The organism is Daejeonella rubra, assembly GCF_900103545.1.
Taxonomy (GTDB): Bacteria; Bacteroidota; Bacteroidia; order Sphingobacteriales; family Sphingobacteriaceae; genus Daejeonella; species Daejeonella rubra.
This window is the reverse complement of record NZ_FNHH01000027.1, coordinates 1-21407: the sequence shown is the minus strand read 5'-3', so window position 1 is coordinate 21407 and position 21407 is coordinate 1. Positions and strand designations below refer to the sequence as shown.

Below are 21407 nucleotides of genomic sequence, written 5' to 3'. Positions count from 1 at the left end.
ATATTTTTTAGGTTTCTTTAGAATTTGTCAGATGGATGTCCATCCTCCATCTACAACTAATTGCGACCCTGTCATGTACTGGGAAGCACTGCTTGAAAGGAAAATTAGAGCACCGTTATACTCTTGCTCTGTAGCCATTCTTCCAATTGGAATACGGCCACAATAGGCTTTTTTGAAATCAGCATCCTGATTATTTTCCACACCCGCAATTACGAGAGTGTTTACCCTGACATTGTTCTTTGCCCAGTAGACAGCAAGGTATTTGGTCAAATTCAGTATTGCTGATTTTGATGCTGAATAAGCAACCGGTTTATAAAAGGTTTCGCCTCTTAAACGTCTATATTCATAGATACTTTGGTCAGGAGATACCACACCATATATTGAAGAAATATTAATAATTGAGCCTTTATTATTCCTGGCCATTTCAGCCCCAAAGATTTGGCTTGCGAGAAAAACTCCCTTTACATTAACATCCATAACCTTATCCCAGGACGCCTCAGGATACGTTTCAAATGGACCAGTCTCTTCAATTGGAGCACCGGGAGGAGAATCTATCGCAGCATTATTGATCAAGACAGTAGGAACACCTATTTTTAATAAAATCTCTTCCAGAGCTAGCTCCAAAGAGGATTTACTGGTTACATCTGCCACACAAAAGAAAAATTTGTCGCGATATTCGCTCTCGAGAATCTCAGAATGATTACCAGCTACTAAATCAAGTCCAACTACTATTGCACCTGACTCAAGAAATGTTCGTGCATATGTCCTCCCTAATTGACCAGACACGCCAGTAATTAAAACGATTTCCCTGCTAACATCAAACAACATTTTCATATTCACTTTCTTCATTAGTACTATTTATCAGCAGTTTGGGCATTATATAATATATCGCATATTTCGCGAACTGCCCCGAAGCCACCCGGCTTTTCAGTTTTAAATAAAATATGGGGATAAATTTCCGGATATGAATCAGCTACACCAATCGGAATACCAATTGACAGAAAGGCAGGAATATCATTAATATCATTACCTACAAACATGGCATTTTCAGGTAAAATACCATGTTGAAAACAAATTTCAAGTATTGCACCAGCCTTATCTTCAACTGATTGTATACTTGGAATTTTTAGCTTCGCTGCACGCGCTCCGACTACCGGATTGGTCTCTGTTGATACAATCACTACTTTTATACCCAGCTTTATGATACGTGCAATGCCAATACCATCACTTCTCCAGCAAGTTACAGATTCAGTACCATCCTGCGCAGTAATTACACGGTTATCTGTAAATACCCCGTCAAAATCAAAAGCGACTAACTTAACTTGTTTCAGTTGTTCCTTACTGATCATAAACCGATGATATCATCGTAAAAAATAGGATCTCCCTTTTTAATATCACGATTCACTGTCTTACTGATTACACGGTTAGACTCACGAACGGGTATATACTGTTCATTGAAAATCCTACCGGATAAATTATTCAAGCTAAGGGTATCTCCTGCTTTGAGATCATGATAGGTTACAAGAGATTTACCCAGTTTTACAAAGACTTTTTCGGTACCAACTTCTTCAATAGGTTTGGGCGCCATCATTTTGCTTACGCGCTTGATATCTCGTACGAACTTTCGGAAACCTTCAGGTTCCAATGCAAAGCTATGATCAGTTCCTTTCCAGGCACGATTAAGTGTTACATGTTTTTCAAACACTTTTGCGCCCTTCATAGAGGCTATAGGTCCAGATAATGTACCATTAAAGTGATCTGAAGAACCAATAATGCATTCTGGGAACTCACGAATAAGAACTTCAATATTATCAAGTCCCAAACGGTTGAACTCACAAGGGTATTCAGAAACACAATGTAAAATTGCTATATCATTATGATGATTGAGCAAAGTCTGGACACTTGAACGTATTTGTTCTATTTTACCACCTCCTACACTCATTACAACAGGCTTACCCAATTTAGCGATTCTGTTAATAAACGGAAGATTACCAAGATCAAAGGATGCAATTTTCAAAATATCTACATCAATTTGCTGAAGGATATCAAGACTTGGTTCATCAAAAGGAGTTGACATAAACTTTACTCCGTGTTTGATACAATCTTCTTTTAAGATGGGCAACCATTCAATTTTCAATTCTAGCTTTTCACGATGTGCACCATAGGTTGCAGCAAATGCATTTTCACTTGTATAAGGTGCTTCATATGCATCTTTTGAGAACAATTGCTTATTATTTCTTGTTTGAAACTTTACAGCATCTGCTCCTTCAAAAGCAAAAATCCGGATGTATTCTCTGGCTAAATCCAGATCTCCCTGGTGATTTTGACCAACTTCAGCAATAATAAATGGAACCTCTTTTGAAAAAATCATAACATTATATTTATTTTAATAGTTAGTTAACAAATGGCTTGGTTCTCCCTGATCAACTATTTGCCCACGTTCAAATCTATAGATATAATCGCATTTAACAAGTGTTGACAGACGATGAGCAATAATTAATATCGTTTTATCCTTTATTTCATAAATGGATTGCATTACAGCCATTTCCGTTTCGTTGTCCAGAGCGCTGGTTGCCTCATCGAAGATCAGAATTTCAGGATTTCGATATAATGCACGGGCTATTCCTATTCTCTGGCGTTGTCCGCCTGAAAGACGGGCTCCGCCTTCGCCAACTTCAGTCATCAACCCAAATTCAAGTGAATTAACAAATTCATTAAGCTGGGCATTGATCACAGCACTATTCAATCGATCCATGTTTATTTGACCCGAATCAACACCAAAAGCAATATTGCTCGCAATTGAATCATCAGTAAGGTAAATTGATTGAGGCACGTATCCAATTTTGGATTGCCAGCTTTTTATGTCCGACTGAATATTTTTCCCATCTACCAGTATTTGACCTCCCTCCAAAGTCAATAAGCCCATGATTAAGTCTGCGAGGGTACTCTTTCCGGATCCACTTTTACCTATGAAGCCAATTATAGCACCCTTTTTAACTTCAAGATTTAAGTTTTGGAATAAATAGTTATCAGTATTTTCAAATTTGAATGTTGCCTGATTTATTCGAATAGTTTGTTTAAATTCGATATTTCCTTTCCCCTCAACCTGATTATCAACTTTAATGCTTTGTATTTCATTAATATCGTTAAACAGAGTATTAACTGATGATTCTGAAAAACGGAGTTGCTGTACAGAAGCCATTACGATGTTAAATGAAGGTATAAGCTTAAAAGATGCTGCTGCGAAAACTGCTAGTGTAGAGAGTATATCTTTCGGTAATACATTTTGAAGGAACATGATATAGATCAACAGTACCAAACCTACCATTGCCAGAAACTCAAGATATAATCTGGGTACGTTCTTGATTGTAACGTACTTGGTTTGAAAGGCAATTTTGGCATCTATCTTCTCTTTGAAAATACTGTAAAAAAACAGTTCCTTTCCTGCAAGCTTAACATCTTTAATGCCGTTCAAACTCTGAATCAATACTTTATTTAAATCGCCATCCAGAACTTGTCTTTTTAAACCCCACTTGACCAGACTTTTTTTTATGATTTTTTGAAATAATACAGATGCTGATACCAGAACAAAACTTGTTGTTAGAGCACCGATAGGTTCATAATAGAACAATATAGCTATCATACCCAAAATAACTGTAATTTCTGTAATCAAACCCATCAGTGCCTGAAATGCAGAATTAAATTCGGTAACCTCTATCTGCAAATTTCTTAACATTTGAGAAGTATTGGTTCTTAGATGATAGGAATATGGATTGAATAAATACCCCTTATAAAGTTCATTGGAAATGTCACGTGTAACCCTTGCTGTGTATCTGAATTTGAAATAGGAAAGTGATACCAGGTAGACAATCTTAACAACTGCAATAAGAACCATTACAAAAAGAACATAGGCAATCATTTCTATTCCCGAATTAGCTCCAGTCCACTCAACAAGTTTTCTGACCAAAACATTCTCCTGATTCTCTATATCCAATATGGCTCCCAGAACAGGAACAATGATTCCTATTCCTAACACCTCAAGGCCCATACCTATGAACATGAAAAACAGCAGAATCAAAAATTGTTTTTTCTGCCCTTGACTTAAAAGTGAAGAAATCTTATTTAATACGTTCATTACTAATCAAGGAATTAATAAAATCAATATTTCTTGCAGTATTTTTGCCATCTAGCGGACCTATATATTTCTCCATTACTTTTTTATTGAGAAATAAATCAAAAATTGGCTCGCTATTGTAAAAAGCTAAAATCTTTTCTTTAAGTGTTTTCGTGTCGAAAGCAGTCACCAACTCACTTGCTCCATCAAAGGGTCTGTCTACAGTTTGAGTATCTTTTTTATAATAAATTACCGGAGAGCCAATGCAGGACGCTTCAAAAACAGTCTGCGAATAAAAAGTTATGTAAAGATCAGCCTTTGAGATTACTTGCTCAAATGATAGATCCTGTATGACTTCTAGTTCAAGCTCCGGGAAATATTCACTGATCATCTCATTGTATAAATGCTTATATCCATTTGGCCTTACCTTGAGAATGAGTTTAAATTTATTACTATCCTTTAGCGACTTCAAGACACTTAGAATATCATAAAGAAAATCAAACTCAAACGACAGATATGAATTCAAGTCAAGGAGATCAAAACCAGCAGCACCTATAATTATAACCGGATTTTCTCTATTGATATTCTTAGGAGTAATATCAAAATAATCATCCATTCTTGGATCCCCAAGTGGTATAGCATTAGGAGCATTTTCAAAATAGTCTTCTTTTATAGAAGTACTGTAGGAATTTACAAAATCCCCACCTTTAGCATCGTTCCAGAATGAAAGATTTAAAAGACCGTTAATTATAGTAAAAACAGGAATACTGTTTTTCTGACAATAGTTTATAATCAACTTATTCTCCATCCATAGATGTGTTATAGGTACCATCAGCGAAATGGGCTGCTTACTAAAAAAAAAATCAATGCACTTAATCTTAGATAAAGCCAAAGATAATTGTTCCTCAACTAAAGGATCGATCAATCTGTATAAAAAGTCACTTATCTGATACTCTTCGAACTTCAATTCATATCTTGATCCACTTTTATATCGCTGAAGCAGGATGGCTGTGTCTTTTTTAACATTCAGTTTATTATTGATAGTAACCCTTCTTTCTCTTAAAACATTTTTAAGTCTGGAATAATTAGAAACTAGAACCTTAACTCCCTTATCCCTATCAAAATGCTCAATTATCCTCTTTGTAGGGTGATGGGTCTGAATGTAAATAACTTTTTCATATCTAAATTTAAACCGATCAGCCAAATCATTAAAGCGATCCAAACAAGAAACTGCAAAGTCTTTTAACCTTTCCTTAAGTGTGGTCCTATTCAGCTTTTCGTTCATCCATCTGCTGATTGGGAAGCTGTAAACAGTTTGATCGGAAGTATTCTGACTTTCTGTCTTTACTATCTCAAGACTAAGATCATTCAACACACTTTCTATTACTTCATCTACGACTGAAACATATAACTTGCTATATTTCAGTGATTTAATTCCAATAATATTATAAAAAAAATGTGAATAATATGTAACTTTATTAAGAATATTGAGGAGCATAGATGCTCCAATATCATATCCATTATACTCTAGCAAATTTTTACCCAATCGATCTTTATACCAACCACCCAAAAATTCCATGATCTCAAAATTTGCCTTATCAAGTATATTCTGATCAACTAAGTGATCAAGATAAGTAACATGATAACCGTGTCTCTCAAGATCCTTTTTTAGTCCCAAGTCTATAGTTAAAACAAGATCATCTGATATTGAACATTGGTCTTTATAAGAAGTCCAGCAAGCTCTGTTTTCAATTATATATATATCTTTGAAAGAATATTTTTTTAATCTTATAAAATTTTCAGGAATCATCTAATCAATAATTTATAAAGAAAATTTTCAAAAGATCGTTTGTGAAGCATGGTTTTTTCAACAACTCGACTCTCAGATATTTCTAATTACACGTGCAGGTGACCCAACAGCAATTACTCCGTCAGGAATAGATTTAGTTACAATAGATCCTGCACCAATTACTGAGTTCTTACCAATCGTAACGCCGGGCAGAAGAATTGAATTTGCACCAATCCAGCATCCCTCTTTTAACCAAACCGGCTCGTCTGGATAATAACCCTGATCAATAATTGAAATATTTTTATCGTCAAATTTGTGATTATTAATATACACATGAACACCACATCCCAGCATCACATCATCTTCAATTATAATGGATCTAAATAAGGCTTCTGACTCCCCGAACAACATAGTTCCAGGTCTGATAATTACTCTCTTACCTAACTCAATTCTTGAACAACCGACAGCATAGGCTCCCGGCCTAAATTCTGCACCTTCAGCAAAGCGAAGAAATTTTTTTCTGCAAAGATTAAGCATACTTGAACGAAAATACAGTCTCCAGTGAGAAAAAGGCATGTCAGGCCCAATGCGATCAGCTATTTTCGAGTATCTGACCTTATTTATTATTTCAGTTATTAACATTCCCAGTTAGCTACATTTTCTTTTGAAGATATAATTTTCCTTCTGGCAATTAATAGTCCATCACCAACGAAATTAAACAGATTTGCAGTAGCTACGGCACTTACTCCTTTTAACTTTAAACCTTCTAAAAGGTGACTCTCATTTCCAGCCCCACCAGCAATAATTAGGGGAACATGAATATTGTTGCCAACAGATTTTATAGTTTCAAAATCATACCCGAAACCTGTACCATCCTGATCAATAGAATTCAGATAAATCTCCCCTATATCTAATGATTCTACATAAGCGATATATTCATTAAGGGTTTCATCGATTTTAAGGTTACCATCATTGATATACACTTCATTAATGCCATTATTATTTTTATAATCGATTGAAGCAACGACACTTTGTGCCCCATACTTCTTAACAAGTTCTTGGATTAAATCAGGATCATTTTTAAGTGCACTGTTAAGTACGATTTTATCTGCTCCACTTTTGAACAATAACTCTGCATCTTGAAGTGTTCTGATTCCACCTCCAGCTGCAATAGGTATAAATACATCATTGACTAATTTGCTAATCTCAGATGCAAATTCCTCTAGGTTCTTTTCTCCCTTCGATGCATTTAACACAATAAGTTCATCTAAGGAAAATGCTATTTTTTGAAACTTATAATTTTTCTCAAGCCAATTTAACTTTCCAACTTTCTGTAAACGAAAATTACGGCTTTGATTGAAAAAGCCTTGACTATATATAAGCGTAAAAATTATCCGCTTTCTTAACATTAATAATTTGTGATAAAATTTTTAAATAACTTGATTCCATTGTTCTGACTAAGTTCTGGATGGAATTGAACACCAGCAATATTTCCAACCTCAAATCCAGAAATAAATTCACCGCCATAATCACACATACTCTGTTTAATAGAAGCGGAACTAATCATTTTGTAACTGTGCGTAAAATAAAAATCAGGATCGTCAGCCAAGCCATCATACAATTTACCCTCCCTGTTAACTTTTAATTGATTAAAGCCAACGTGAGGGACCTTTAAGTTTGAATTATCAAATTTGATAACACTTCCATTAATAAAACCAAGACCTTGATTTTCGCCATCTTCAGTACTTGACATCCCCAACAGCTGCATTCCCAGACAAATTCCTAGTAATGGCTTTTTATTCTCAACAACAAGATCCTTTAAATAGACATCTAATTGTTTGCTCTTGATCTGCGCCATTGCTTTTCCAAATGAGCCGACACCTGGCAATATTAGTTTATCTGCACTTCTAAGTTTCTCATAGTCTGATGATAATACAACTTCATCCACACCTATAAACAGCAAAGTACTGGTTATAGATTTGATATTACCCATACCATAATCTACTATGACTATCTTCATATATTGAAATCCACTCCAGGAGTAAATTTAGGTTGCCATATGCCCTCAACTTTTTCAAAAAGGTCCTTATTGGCATATTTATCCAAAACTGAATCAAACTCTTCCTTTGTCATTTGATAATATTCAAGGTAAGTATCGATCAGATCAAGAGGGTAGGAGTTATCGTACATTTTAACCAGGTTAAGAGCCTGATCTCTGGTCATTGAACCTCTTCTAATCTCAATTCCTGCATCCTGAGTTGCTCTACCAAATCCGAACTTTAAATACATCATATAAGCATGCAATGCATACAACGCCTGATCATTTTGTGAGAAATTAGTAAATGTATCTAAATTTCCTTCTTCCTTTTCAGTCAAACCGCAATGCTCTTTAGCAATGATGTAATTCCTATAAGAATCCCAAGGTTCAAAATAAGACCAGTGAGTAAATGAAAGTCCACCTTCAAAGATTTCTGCTTCTGTCGGGAATTTAAAAAATGAAAGATCTGCATCACTTATATCATCATCCTGCTTTATTCTGTCAAATACTTTTTCATGCCCACCTTCCAGGTATACTCTCTTCATATAATTTATATCATATAAAGGTTTGTTCTTACTTTCTGTTGATCCACCATATTCGATCTCTCCGTCCTCTCCGTAAAACAGCAATGGGATTTTGAAGTTTTCTGCAGTCTTGATTACTGCGGTCATGATTGCTATCAGCCAGCCATAATATGGAAAACCCTTTTCAATGAAACCATATTTGTTTAATCTGTCCATCACTTTCATATTTGGAGTTAGATGAATATGATCATATCCTGAATGAACAAACTGATGCAAATTCTTATCTCCTATCTCTAAGGACAAGGCAGGACGAACAGTTACTGCAAGTGGAGTCATTCCATATTTATGTTTTAGCATATAAGCTACATAGGAGCCATCCTTTCCTCCACTCACAGGAACAATACAATCAAAATTTCCTGTTTTAGATTTATTTTTTTGCAATAACTCTTCAAGTTCCTTTTGCCTTGGATCCCAATTCAGGACTTTTTTTTCTTCCATCCACTGACAGGCATTACACCAGCCTCTCTCATCGAAGCTGATTCTTGGCCTTGTTGACATATTCAAACAATTTTGGCACCAAAATATTTTCTTGTTATCCATTTTAAACAATATGTTTTTGTAAAAATTCTAAATACTTGTCCAACCCCCATCAACAACTATATTTTGCCCTGTTATATATTTTGAATCCTCTGAAAGCAAAAATGTAACAGAGGGGGATATATCTTCAGGAGTACCCATTCTTCTAAGTGGCACTTTATTAGAATATTGTTGCACAAAAGAATCAACTTGTTGATCAAAAATACCACCAGGAGATACTGCATTCACTCGTATTTGCTGGGGACCAAAATAGGACGCCAAATATCGAGTCAAATTAATTAATCCACCTTTAATAGCAGAGTAGGCGGCTGGCATGGTCATATTTGTATTATCGTAAACACTAAAATCAGGACCAACTAACCCATAAATTGATGCAATGTTAACAATAGACCCGTATCCATTGATTTCCATTTTTGAAATCGCCTTCTGTGACATATAAAAATAGCTGTTCAGCTGCCAACTGACATTCTTTTCCCAGGAATCAAATTTGATATCTCTGAAATGCACGCCCCAATCCTTTGTTCTGGGATAGGCATTATTAACAAGTCCATCGATACGACCAAAAGTATAATAAACCAATTCAATTGCAGCGTCTACTGAACCTTGATCAGTGACATCACAATAAACTTTTGAAAGATCATCAGTGGTTTCCTGATTTATATCAAAATTAATGCAGATAGCACCTTCTTTTTTTGCTCTTTCAATGATACAACTGCCAAGTAAACCACTCCCACCGGTAATTATTATTACTTTATTGGCTAATCTATTATTCATTATCAAAGCAAATTTTAAGTATCTGAGCAGACTCTGCAAATGTATTCATTGGTGTTTGTTTTTTAGTAAGATGGTCAATGAAATATTTCATCTGATCATAATAGCTATTCATCATGACAAAATCTTCTGCTTCGAAAATTATTGAATTCTGATCATCTTTAATGGTATTGTTGATTAGATCAACTGTCCATGTTTCGTTCTCGAAAACAATTTCAATTGTTCTTTTAGATTTTCTCCTATAGTAGTTTAAAATAATACTCACTGAGAAACCGGGATATCCGAGGCAATAATTAGCATAATCTACCGCATCAATTTTAAGAGTTGAACAACTTTTGCGGGTAGATCTGACCTGATCTGGTTGACCTAGAAGCCAAACTATATAATCAAACTCATGGAAAAGGTCAAGATGAACACCTCCTCCCAGATCTTTGCTTGCACTATAGATCGTTCTGTAATCTTTACCGGGTCTCCAATCTGGGAGATAGGATCCAGAATAAACATTCACTTCATTTATTGTTTTAACCCTTTCAAATGACAAGTAATTTTTTAAATATTTAATACAAGGATGAAATCGAAGGTTACATCCGACATATGTAAAAATATTACTATCGTTTAAAGGCTTCAATAAGATTTCAGCATCTTCAATTTTACTTACTATAGGTTTTTCGATAAATAATGGAATTGAGTACTCAATCATCATATTTATTGTTTCGAAATGACTATAGGTTGGATTTGAAATGATAGCAAAATCAATTTTCTCATTTAATTCATCAATACTATAAATATTCTTCACGCCAGGCATTTCGGTTTGATTAACATCAGAACGAAGTGCAAAAAAACTAAGATCGGAGCCAATTAACTCTTTTAAAACATGAATATGCTTACCAGCAATCGAACCTAAACCTATAATTAAAATATTCACTATTAAAGAACTACTTTATTATTTAATAATAAAAATTCTAAATATTCAAAATCGTTCATATGATCCAGGTCGAAACATAAATGATCCATCTCATAAATCAATGACCGATCTGTTATTGGAGATTTTGCCCCAGTGTAAAAAAAAGATCGCCTGTACCAATAAAATGAAGCATTTAGTTCATAAACTTTTGGAGCTGCCTGTCTTGACATTACAGAACCATTCGCAGCCTTTTTTACCAGCGTATAAAAACCGTTAGAACCTTCTTCAACCATATTGAAATATGGATTTCTAGCTGCCGGATTCACTGAAAATAAAGTCTGTGCTTGTTCATTTTGCCTTAATATTTCAAAGGATTGCTCCAGGTTAGATAGAGTTCTCATGGGGGAAGTAATATCTAAATCCAGGATAAAATCATAAATGAGGCTATTGCATTGTTCTTCGTACTTTAGAATATCTGCGATAGTGTCAATTTTGCCTGCAACATCACTTGCCAGTATATCCGGTCTTGTATATTCCGTAAACAGGCCTAACTTTTCAGCAGTCAGTTTAATTTGAGCATCATCAGTAGATAAGGCAATTTTAGCCTTATGAATTGCGGCAAATTTATTTGCGATATCAATGGTATAAGTGATCAAAGGTTTTCCTCCTATAAGCTTAACATTTTTACCAGGTATTCCCTTGGATCCACCGCGGCCGCAAATTGTAATTAGTATATTCACTAGAATTTAATATTATTTATATCAACCTGTGCTTTTGAAAAATCTTCTGGACTTCCAATATCGAGCCAATATCCGGAAAGTGGAAATGAAGTGACTTTATACCCCTCATTTATTAACTTTTCAAGCAAATCTGTTGCGTCAAAATGTGAGTTTTCAGGGATAAGTCCTAGAATACTTCTCTTTATCAAATAAATTCCTCCATTTGAGTAATAAGTATACAAAGGCTTTTCCTTAAAGCTTGAAACTATCTTATTATTGACTTCAAGGACGGCATATGGAACATTAACATGATATGGAATGGTCAGGACTGACATATCAGCATCTTGATTCAGAAAATCAAGAAAGAACTGCTCATAATCCAAATTTGTTAACAAATCTGAATTGCTGACAAGCACATAATCATGTTTAAAATCTTTTATTTTTGATACTGCACCAATAGTTCCGAGTGGCTGATCTTCCCAGATATAATCAATCTTTACTTTCCACTTATCTCCATTCCCAAAATAATCTGAGATTTGTTCTCCTAAGTATTTGACTGATATCCACACATTATCCACTCCAAACATAATTAGCCTACTGATATTATGATCAATGATAGGTTTATCACCTACTTTTAACAAGGGCTTTGGAATTGTTGCAGTTAAAGGAAGCAAACGCTTACCTAAACCTCCAGCCATTATAACTGCATCCAAAGGTAAATATGAGTACATTTCCCCAAAGTTTATGATCCTGATAACCTTATCACTTTTATCTAGAACAGGTATAACTCTGTAGTTATTATCTCTGAATTCGATAATCTTCCTGATATCATATTCTTCTTTTCTGATAAATCTTGGATGAGGCTGTATTATATTACTTATCTGCTGATCAATAGTGATTCCCTTAATTAACCCTCTTCGAACATCCCCATCTGTAATAGAACCTACTAATTTGCTTTCCTCATCAACTACCATCAGAATGGCATCTTTTCCAAGACTATTTAACTGGATTAAGGCCGATTGAATTGTATTATTCAGTAAAATCAAATGTTCGCTATAATTATTCAATGTTTTCAGATTTAATAATTGATACTATTTTGTTTGCTGTATCTCCGTTACCATACAAGCTGATCACAGAAGGCATTTTAAACTGAGTATATGTATGAATATGATGAAGAATATCATCTTTTCTAATTTCACAGTTTTGGATATTCTCTGAAATAATCCTGCCTTCCTGCCTCTTACCTAAGTTAATTACATATTTAGGGAAATAACTAGCTTCAACAAACCCACTAGATGTATTACCTAGCATAAATGAACAATATTTCATACAGGTTAGATAGCCAATTGTTCCAAAAGACTCAACAGCAATCACATTAGAATTTTGTTTCAAAAATTCATGTATATGCATTCTGATTACGGAACCCATTGTATCAGCGTTAGGCATTGTAAAGATAAACTGATAATTCTTTACCTCATTTAATGCTTGGATTAATTCTTTAATATAAAACTCATTCATCTCATAGTTGACGGTTTCAGGATGAAACGTGATCAAAACAGAAGGAATTTCAAGATCAATTTTAAATTTTTTCTTAAATGCACTAAGACTCATTAATTCCAATGATCTCAAATTATCAATACTTAGGGCACCTACATTATAAATATGTCTATCAGTACCCATCAAAGCACGCAGACGATCACGGTAAAAATCTGTTGTTGCAAAATGGAATGTAGACATATGGCTGATGCAATTTCTGAAAGTATCATCAATTGCACCAAGTGTTATCTCGCCTCCATGAATATGAGCTATTCTCTTCATAAAAGGCACACTTGATGCGCAGGCAGCAAACATCTCGAAACGATCACCTAAGGCAAAAACCAAATCTGAATCATCATTCTCCCAAATTTTGCTAAAATTGACAAGAGTTTTGCCCATTGCTTCTGAAATATCTACAGAATGATCCCCGGATGGCATTGATTCCACTTGTTTGCTCACAGTAAATCCGTCCTTAGTTATCTGGTCAATTGTCTTGCCATAGTTTGACGAGAGATGAGTGCCAAAAGCAATAATATTAAGGTCAAAGTATGGATCTCTTCTAAGTGCTTTTAACAAAGGCAGATAAATACTGTAATCAGCTCTTGAACTTGTAAGTACAGAAACTTTCACTAAATAAGATCTGTTAGAATTAATTTATGTTCAACCTGAAGATCAATTCGAACTTTTCTTCCAATAACTTCGTCAATCTTCATTGGAGAGATCCCATCACCTGGTCTTTTCATTTCAAGATCCTCAGATTTTATAGTATGTCCGGCCTTAAGTGGCACTTTTATATGAATACTCTTCCTTGCAATTACAATATTCTTATATTCAGACTCGCTTGGCTCTTTAATTCCAGAGCCTTGAATAGCCAGCTCAATATTCCTTATAGCCCTCACCATGTCATAAAGTTCCTTAGGTTCAAGTGATGCTACATGGTCAGGACCATTCATTGTTCTGTCTAAGGTAAAGTGCTTTTCAATAACTTTAGCACCTAAAGCAACTGCCGCAATAGGAACTTCAATACCTAAAGTGTGGTCAGAATAACCAATGGCAACTCCTAATTCTGACGCAATTGCATTCATTGCAAGCAAATTAACATCAACCATTGGCGTTGGATACTCTGTATTACAATGAAGCACAGTTATATTTTTTAAAGAAACGCCTTCATCTAAAAGAACATTAATCGCAGCCCTTATATCTGTGATATCAGCCATTCCTGTAGATATTATGACGGGTTTTTTCTTGGACGCTATATGAACCAAATAGGGCTTGTTAGTAATTTCTCCTGAAGGAATTTTAAACAAGGAAATTTGAAGTTGGTCCAGAAAATCGATACTTTCTTCATCAAAACCTGTTGAAAGAAAACCTATTCCCAATTCATACGCGTATTCTTTTAGTTGGTAATGCCAGGATTCAGGCATTTCAAGTTTCTTAAGCATCTTAAACTGAGAATTATCAGAGTCTTTAATGTTCTTTTTTTGATAATCTGCCTGCTGAGCACTCTTAGTCACCAGTTTACTCGCCTTAAATGTCTGAAATTTTACAAAATCAGCACCTGCAGCAGCAGCAGCTTTAACCAATTCTTTTGCCAATTCAAAATCACCATTATGATTTACACCCGCCTCTGCAATTATGATTACTTTTGACATTATCTAATACTTTTTGATGGATTTCCAGCTACCACCGAATTATCTGGAATGTCTCTGATCACGACCGATCCTGCTCCAATAATTACATCATTACCTACACTAACGCCTTCCTTAATTACTGAATTTGCACCAACAAATGCCCTTTCTCCCAAACTGACATTTCCTGCCAAAACTGCTCCCGGTGCAATGTGACAAAAATCACCAATTTTACATTCGTGCTCTATTACAGCAGCAGTATTACATATTACACCTTTACCAAGTAATGTCATAGCCTGAACTACTGCACCAGGCATAATAACTGTACCTTCATTGATTATGACGGTAGATGCAACAATTGAGGAATTATGAATTGCTGAGGCAACATAAATCTTATGATTTAAAAGATGCAAACAAACTTTCTCTCTTTGGTTATTATTACCAATACCAAGATATACTTTTGAATGCAATATTTTCTGGAGTACATCCGAATTCTCTTCATTACCAAGGAAGTTAAGATTGTATGGATTATTCTGCTTTTTAACACGGTCACAATAAAAATCAACCATGACTCCACTATTCAGTAAAATTTCAAGAATCACGTAAGAGTGCCCAGAATAGCCAATAATAACATTATTGCCAATCATAATTTAACACTACTTGGAATATTAACCAACCTTTCAGCTATCCACTCACTTACAGTAAGGTCACCATGCTGCGAATCTTTATACATAGGTAAATGATGCATTAATTCCCATGATGGCCGGGTCATTACTCCTTGATCGTTAGTAAACTCAAGGAATAAATCTCTCTCAAATCTATCCTTTAATAGAATTGCATTTAGCCAATAATTAGCTTTTGTATTATCAGGCTCTTTAATATACTCAATATTAGTATGATCAAAGAACGATGAATACAAGGAAGCAATATCTCTCTTACTCTCAATAAATAAATCCAATTGCTCCAATTGTGCACATGCCAGCGCAGCATTTATATTTGGCATTCTGTAGTTATACCCAACCTCATCATGATAGAAATCCCATCTGTGCGAAACTTTTGCTTGGGTACTTAAATGTTTTGCTTTTTTAGCTATTTCATTATCATTGGTAATAATAGCACCTCCGCCTCCACAGGTCACAGTCTTATTCCCATTAAAACTAAAAACTCCGATTGAGCCATATGTTCCGGTATGCTTCTCTTTGTAATAACTACCTATTGATTCAGCAGCGTCTTCAACAAGAAAAATATTATAACGCTTACAAACTTCAACTATCTTATCAATTCTGCAGGGGAATCCAAAAGTGTGCATTGGAACACAAGCTTTAATTCTTCTTCCTGAAATCTTATTGTAACAGAATCCATCATTTCTAACCTCAGTACTACTTGAAAGAAATTGTTCAAGAGCATCCGGCGACAAACCAAGAGTATCCCGGTCTATATCCACAAAAACAGGTCTTGCCTTTAAATATGATATTGCATTACAGGTAGCGATAAAGGTCAAGCTTTGGGTTATAACTTCATCCTCCTGTTCAACACCCGCCAATATCAATGATAAATGTAAAGCATTCGTTCCACTGACAATTGCTACTGCATATTTAGCACCTGTAATTTCGCACATCAAATTCTCAAACTTATTTACATAAGCTCCAACAGATGATACAAACGTTGAATCAATTGTGTCAAGAACATACTTCCTTTCGTTTCCTTTGAACACAGGAACATGAAGTGGAATAAAATTATCAGATGCATATAAAGACCTAACAAAGTCAACAACAAGCTGAAAATCTGCTTTATACATCTCTATATGTTATATATATCTGCTTTATATTTGACAAGATTTTCTGGCTTTTTGAACCAGCTAATTGTATGAGCAATCCCATCTGCAAGGCTAAACTCTTGTTTCCAATTTGTATAATCCATTATTTTTGAATTAGATCCAAATAACCTGAACACTTCTGACTTTTCAGGTCTAAGTCGCTGCTCGTCCATAATTATTCTTGCATTTGGGTTAATCTGATTAATTAACTCTAAAGCCAAATCTCCCACAGAAATCTCACTTTGAGTAGCAATATTACATTCATGGCCTATTAACTTATCAGATTTTGCGATCTCAAGAAAGCCGTTAGCAGTATCTCTGACATATAATAGATCTCTTGTAGGGGTAATATCTCCTAATTTAATCTGTTGAATTCCATTTAACAATTGTGTTATGATAGTGGGTATTACAGCACGTGCTGATTGTCTTGGACCATAAGTATTAAACGGCCTAACTATCGTTAAGGGCAGATTAAAACTCCTATAAAAAGATTCGGCTATACTATCAGCTCCAATTTTGGAGGCTGAGTAGGGAGATTGAGGCTGTTTAGGATGGTTTTCATCAATTGGAACATACCTAGCAGTGCCATAAACTTCTGAAGTTGAGGTTACAATTAAACGCTCAACATTAAAATCCTTTGCTGCCTGTATGATATTAAGAGTTCCCTTAACATTTGTATCAATATAGGAATCAGGAGAATGGTAACTAAACGGTATTGCAATTAGGGCTGCTAAATGAAAGACAACCTGACAATCCTTCATTGCTGTTCTAACACCATTTGGGTCTCTGATATCACCACTAAAAATTTCTATTTTGCTTTTTTGTTCATTGGTAAGTGTGTCCAACCATCCCCAACTATTAAATGAATTGTAGTATACAAATGCTTTTACAGAGGCTCCCTGTTCCAATAATAATTCAACCAAATGACTTCCAATAAAACCATCGGCACCAGTAATTAAGATTTTCTTATTATTTAAATCCATATGAAGTTTGAATTGCTAATTTCCTAGTTATTAATATTTTGGTGTAAACTCCAATCAATACTGATGTACAAAAGTTCAATTGTAAAGTATAAAAAAACAAATGATTTAAATGATAGTATTAGAACGTACAATTGAAGTATCAAAAAGTTACTTCAACAAATCCCACAAAATTTTTCTTCCAACAATTAATGCTACAATGAAGAATCCGCCCAAAATTCCCCCTGTAATTAAAGATTTCAATTTACCCATGCGTTCCTTTTTCAGTGGAAAAGTGGGCCGGTCAATTACTTGAATAAGCGGAGTTTCTTTACTCAAAGTTAATTTAGAAATTTCAAGATTAGTAACCAATTGTGTCAGTATTGCAGTATTAGCCTGTACATCTATTTGTTTTTGCTGAGATGGAGCCCTAAGAATCATTCTGGAAGGGTTTGCATTAGGATTCATATCATTGGATAAAGCAACTCCACTAATTGCAGAATTCAATCTTTGACGCACAGAATCAACTTTATGCTGCAAAATTTGTACATTCCGACTTGACTTTAATGTTTTTGTTTCTATATAAAATCTTGAAACCTCATCAACCAAAGCTTCTGCAAAATGTTTAGAAAAATTTTCATTTTGGGATTTTACTTCAACTTTGATTATACTCAATTTCCTGTCAATCTTGGCTACTGAAAGAAAATTTTGTACAATATCATTATGTACAGACATTAAAAGACTATCCTGAATCCTTGTAAAAGTCTTTGGGTCTGATTTCAAAGGAAATTTGAGCATTTCATTTAAACCTGCTTTTTCCTTCCACACTTCACGCAAATCTTTATAATCTATGTAATAATCAACCAAAGCTTGTTGTTTACCGCTGATGCTAACTGTCTTCAGCAAAGCTTTCTGAACCATTGATCGTGATCTCATCAATTCGAGTAAATTATCACCTGAAAAAGCACCGCCACCTCCACCACCAATATCAATACCAAACTGACTGGCCAATCCAAAAGCACCGCCTAAACCTCCAGATTTTTCGTCTTCCAAAACGAAACTATATTCAGCAATATAAACAGGTTTAAAAACAAAAGCCTTATAGAAGCCGATTCCACCCCCAATTAGTCCTACTATTAGTATAATCAGCCATTTAGTCCACAAATATTTTACCCAGCCAACCATTTTAAAGACTATCTCCTTAAAAGACATTTCACTACTATCATCAGAGTATAAATTGTTGCTGAGAGTTGTCGTTTCAACAAAACCACCTTCATTAATATGTGCCATAACTACTTCACCAAATTTAGGATGATAATTGCAAGAGAAGCTAGACCGCTGGAAATACCTACAATTTCCGTAGCAGAAATAGGCCGCTTTTCAGCTTTCATAGGTACAAATATTTCTGAACCCGGCTCAACACGAGGGTAATTATTAAAAAATATGATTTTTCGTGTACTTTTTACAGAACCATTAGCATAGATAATATAAGATTTACGCTTCAATGATTTATCTGAAAATCCTCCAGATTGAGAAATATAGTTTTTAAAGTTCCTGCCTTTTTCATATACTATTGTAACAGGAGAAAGCACTTCACCGATAACACCCACAGTTTGAAGCTGAGTAGGAATATTTACAACATCTCCTTCTTTCAAAACCAAGTCAATAGTCGAGCCAGGTGATTCTAATATTTTAGCGAGTCTAATTCCAACTGTTTCATTGTTTAAAGCACTTTCTATCTGGTTATCAATATCAAGAGAATCAGCAATTGAAGACTGAAGTCTTCTTAAAGACTCTTTTTTTACATTGTCTGAATCAGAATTTTTTGGTCGCTTCAACGAGGCGGCAGGTGCAAAGGCTAAAGCTGTTAAACCACCTGCTCTTTTTACCAAATCTGAAATTCTTTCATCCTTTCTCAATATTGTATATGTCCCGGGATATACTACTTCTCCTTGAATTTTTACTTGTTTTTGAACTTCGTAACCAGCGTTATTACGAACAAAAACTAAATCAAATGGCTGCAATAAAAATGGTTCTCCAGTAAATTTAAGATCCTTGTCTACACTTAACTGAAAAACTTCTGCAATAGAGGCGGAGGCTGATAAAACATCACTACTCCTCACTCTCCGAGAAATTTCTATACGTTTACTATTTGCACCTTCAGAAAACCCCCCTGCCTTCATAACAAGTTCCTCTAAAGTTACGTTCTCCAAAAAAGGAAAAGTGCCAGGCATTCTTACACCTCCTTCAATAGAAATACTAAACTCTTCTTTCAGATCGAAGAGGGAAGATATATTGATGATATCTTCTCTAAAAAGTTGAATGTCTGGAATTTTTCCACTTACTATTGCAGCCAGATCGAATGATATTAACTGAGTTTGATTATCCGGAAGTAAGCGGGTGATGTATCCGCGCTGCATAAAAGCGTCTTCTTTTAATCCTTCAGCTTTTGTTAGTAATTGAGTAAGACTAAGTCCGCGTTCAAGCTCATATTCTCCGGGACGAAAAACCGCACCTTGTATAGTTACCCGGTTTAAAAAGCGATCCAAAACCTTGTCAACAAAATACTTATCGCCACTTGCTGGTTCATAATTTGAAAACTGAGATGAACTTATATCCGTAATTTTACGTTCTGTTTCTGTGTTCTTTAAAACCTTAACGCGGGCTTTAAATGCAGACTCAGTAAAATCACCTGAAAAATTCAAAAGGTCATTAAATGATTCTCCTTTCAATAATTCAAAGATACCAGGCCGCTTAACTTCACCAGAAATTTCAATTCGTGACTTATACACCGGTATCCGGATAATATCCTGATCCTGCAAACGTACATTTGTACTTATTTCACCCTTAAGCAGGAAATCATAAATGTCGAGGGTTGCAATAATCTTTCCTCCACGAATTAATTCGACAGCCCTGAATGAACCGTTTTCAGTCGGACCACCGGAAGAGTATAAAGCATTAAAAACTGTAGCCAATGATGGTAGGGTATAACTGCCCGGTTTTTGAACCTCTCCTGTAAGTATTACCTTAATACTACGGATATTTCCAATGGCAATGTTTAATTTGGTATTACCAGCGGCCAATCCGGGGTAAACTTTACTCATTCTGGATCTGATCCTCGAAGTTGCAGCTTCAACAGTTAATCCGGCAACCTGGATCACTCCTACATATTCTATATTAATATTACCTTCAGGATTGACTTTTAGATTATAATTAGCTTCAGAATTTCCAAATATTGTTATTAAGATCTCATCATTTGTTCCGATAACATAATTCTGAGGTGTGGCCATGTTTAGGTTTGGCTCAAAGGTCAGGTTTGAGTTTTTGAACAGTTCAGCACCAAATATTTTTGAACGCTGTACAGACCCAACTTCCTTATTCAAATTTTCAGGCTCATAATTCAACTGCCTTTCGTTGTTACTGCTTTTTTCAGGGGCAGCACCAGCAGTCTGGGTTTTGGCCTGGGTTTTTAGCTTATTAACCCGCAGTCGAAGTTTTTGTATTTCCTCCGGATGCATTCCGCGGGCTTGTGCAATTTGCTCTAATTGTGCATCACCCATTCCTGTTGATTCTGCCTGAGTTATAAATGCCCGAATCTGATCATCACTCAATTCATCTACTTTGACATTACTTAAATTCTGTGGATTTACCTGTGAAAAAACAGGTGAGTTTAACCCAATGACAAATAGTAATACCCAAAGGCTAAATATTTTATTGATTTTCATATTTAAAATTTGTGCAAAGCTAATTAATTTATGTGTTTTTTAATATTACACTAGTTTGTTGGTGGAATATTGCATGTTTTAGTTGTCACACTGATTTCAAGACAGGTTTAGCTACTTTAAAAATCGCATAAATGCGGTTAAACTGGGCTTTTAGCCGCTCATAGCCGCGGGGGCCTAGAGTCTTTTGTCTTGAGTGGCTGTTGCACAACTATTAAGATTATTCTACTAAAAAGTTTTAGGTTTTACGATTTAGCTTTTTAGTGTTAGTATAATTTATACATAATCTT

At 35.0% G+C, this 21407-nt stretch carries 20 protein-coding genes; all 20 read right to left on the bottom strand.

What is annotated here, in order from left to right:
- Window positions 1–27: 27 nt before the first annotated feature.
- The 20 genes from BLR27_RS15040 to BLR27_RS14945 all read right to left on the bottom strand — a co-directional run bounded on the left by BLR27_RS15040 (window position 28) and on the right by BLR27_RS14945 (window position 21120).
- A complete protein-coding gene (locus BLR27_RS15040; RefSeq protein ID WP_221406357.1) occupies window positions 28–849 on the bottom strand; it encodes an SDR family oxidoreductase in 822 nt (273 codons plus the stop codon).
- A gap of 5 nt (window positions 850–854) precedes the next feature.
- Complete coding sequence (locus BLR27_RS15035; RefSeq protein ID WP_090706248.1) at window positions 855–1349, bottom strand: KdsC family phosphatase; 495 nt, start codon at window positions 1347–1349, stop codon at window positions 855–857.
- Window positions 1346–2371, bottom strand: a complete 1026-nt coding sequence (locus tag BLR27_RS15030; protein WP_221406356.1) for an N-acetylneuraminate synthase family protein — start codon at window positions 2369–2371, stop codon at window positions 1346–1348. The genes BLR27_RS15035 and BLR27_RS15030 overlap by 4 nt, the downstream gene beginning before the upstream one ends.
- A 15-nt stretch (window positions 2372–2386) precedes the next feature.
- Window positions 2387–4135, bottom strand: coding sequence for an ABC transporter ATP-binding protein (locus BLR27_RS15025; protein WP_090706246.1), 1749 nt, complete (start codon window positions 4133–4135; stop codon window positions 2387–2389).
- Window positions 4119–5924, bottom strand: a complete 1806-nt coding sequence (locus tag BLR27_RS15020) for a hypothetical protein (RefSeq protein WP_090706244.1) — start codon at window positions 5922–5924, stop codon at window positions 4119–4121. Before BLR27_RS15020 ends, BLR27_RS15025 begins: the two co-directional genes overlap by 17 nt.
- A gap of 72 nt (window positions 5925–5996) precedes the next feature.
- Complete coding sequence (locus tag BLR27_RS15015; RefSeq protein ID WP_090706243.1) at window positions 5997–6545, bottom strand: acyltransferase; 549 nt, start codon at window positions 6543–6545, stop codon at window positions 5997–5999.
- Window positions 6539–7312 (bottom strand): HisA/HisF-related TIM barrel protein, encoded by a 774-nt coding sequence (locus BLR27_RS15010; protein WP_090706241.1) that lies wholly within the window; start codon window positions 7310–7312, stop codon window positions 6539–6541. The genes BLR27_RS15015 and BLR27_RS15010 overlap by 7 nt, the downstream gene beginning before the upstream one ends.
- The gene (gene hisH / locus BLR27_RS15005; RefSeq protein ID WP_090706239.1) at window positions 7312–7923 is read right to left on the bottom strand and encodes an imidazole glycerol phosphate synthase subunit HisH; all 612 of its coding nucleotides are present in this window, start codon (window positions 7921–7923) and stop codon (window positions 7312–7314) included. Before hisH ends, BLR27_RS15010 begins: the two co-directional genes overlap by 1 nt.
- Complete coding sequence (locus BLR27_RS15000; protein WP_090706238.1) at window positions 7920–9065, bottom strand: N-acetyl sugar amidotransferase; 1146 nt, start codon at window positions 9063–9065, stop codon at window positions 7920–7922. Before BLR27_RS15000 ends, hisH begins: the two co-directional genes overlap by 4 nt.
- A 27-nt stretch (window positions 9066–9092) precedes the next feature.
- Entirely contained in the window at window positions 9093–9836 is a 744-nt protein-coding gene (locus BLR27_RS14995) for an oxidoreductase (protein ID WP_090706236.1), read from the bottom strand.
- Window positions 9829–10758 (bottom strand): Gfo/Idh/MocA family protein, encoded by a 930-nt coding sequence (locus BLR27_RS14990; RefSeq protein ID WP_090706235.1) that lies wholly within the window; start codon window positions 10756–10758, stop codon window positions 9829–9831. Before BLR27_RS14990 ends, BLR27_RS14995 begins: the two co-directional genes overlap by 8 nt.
- Window positions 10759–10760: 2 nt before the next feature.
- On the bottom strand, window positions 10761–11477 hold the full coding sequence (locus BLR27_RS14985; RefSeq protein ID WP_090706233.1) for an acylneuraminate cytidylyltransferase family protein: 717 nt from the start codon (window positions 11475–11477) through the stop codon (window positions 10761–10763).
- Window positions 11477–12523: a nucleotidyltransferase family protein gene (locus tag BLR27_RS14980; RefSeq protein WP_090706232.1), complete on the bottom strand. Its 1047-nt coding sequence runs from the start codon at window positions 12521–12523 to the stop codon at window positions 11477–11479. Before BLR27_RS14980 ends, BLR27_RS14985 begins: the two co-directional genes overlap by 1 nt.
- Window positions 12516–13622: a UDP-N-acetylglucosamine 2-epimerase gene (gene neuC, locus BLR27_RS14975; protein ID WP_221406355.1), complete on the bottom strand. Its 1107-nt coding sequence runs from the start codon at window positions 13620–13622 to the stop codon at window positions 12516–12518. The genes BLR27_RS14980 and neuC overlap by 8 nt, the downstream gene beginning before the upstream one ends.
- Entirely contained in the window at window positions 13622–14644 is a 1023-nt protein-coding gene (neuB, locus tag BLR27_RS14970; RefSeq protein ID WP_090706228.1) for an N-acetylneuraminate synthase, read from the bottom strand. The genes neuC and neuB overlap by 1 nt, the downstream gene beginning before the upstream one ends.
- A complete protein-coding gene (locus BLR27_RS14965) occupies window positions 14644–15267 on the bottom strand; it encodes an acetyltransferase (protein ID WP_090706225.1) in 624 nt (207 codons plus the stop codon). The genes neuB and BLR27_RS14965 overlap by 1 nt, the downstream gene beginning before the upstream one ends.
- Complete coding sequence (locus BLR27_RS14960) at window positions 15264–16418, bottom strand: LegC family aminotransferase (protein ID WP_090706223.1); 1155 nt, start codon at window positions 16416–16418, stop codon at window positions 15264–15266. The genes BLR27_RS14965 and BLR27_RS14960 overlap by 4 nt, the downstream gene beginning before the upstream one ends.
- 2 nt (window positions 16419–16420) lie before the next feature.
- A complete protein-coding gene (locus BLR27_RS14955; RefSeq protein WP_090706221.1) occupies window positions 16421–17419 on the bottom strand; it encodes an NAD-dependent 4,6-dehydratase LegB in 999 nt (332 codons plus the stop codon).
- 147 nt (window positions 17420–17566) lie between these two features.
- Complete coding sequence (locus BLR27_RS14950; protein WP_245704533.1) at window positions 17567–18685, bottom strand: lipopolysaccharide biosynthesis protein; 1119 nt, start codon at window positions 18683–18685, stop codon at window positions 17567–17569.
- Window positions 18686–18687: 2 nt separating this feature from the next.
- On the bottom strand, window positions 18688–21120 hold the full coding sequence (locus tag BLR27_RS14945) for an SLBB domain-containing protein (protein ID WP_090706220.1): 2433 nt from the start codon (window positions 21118–21120) through the stop codon (window positions 18688–18690).
- Window positions 21121–21407: the final 287 nt, after the last annotated feature.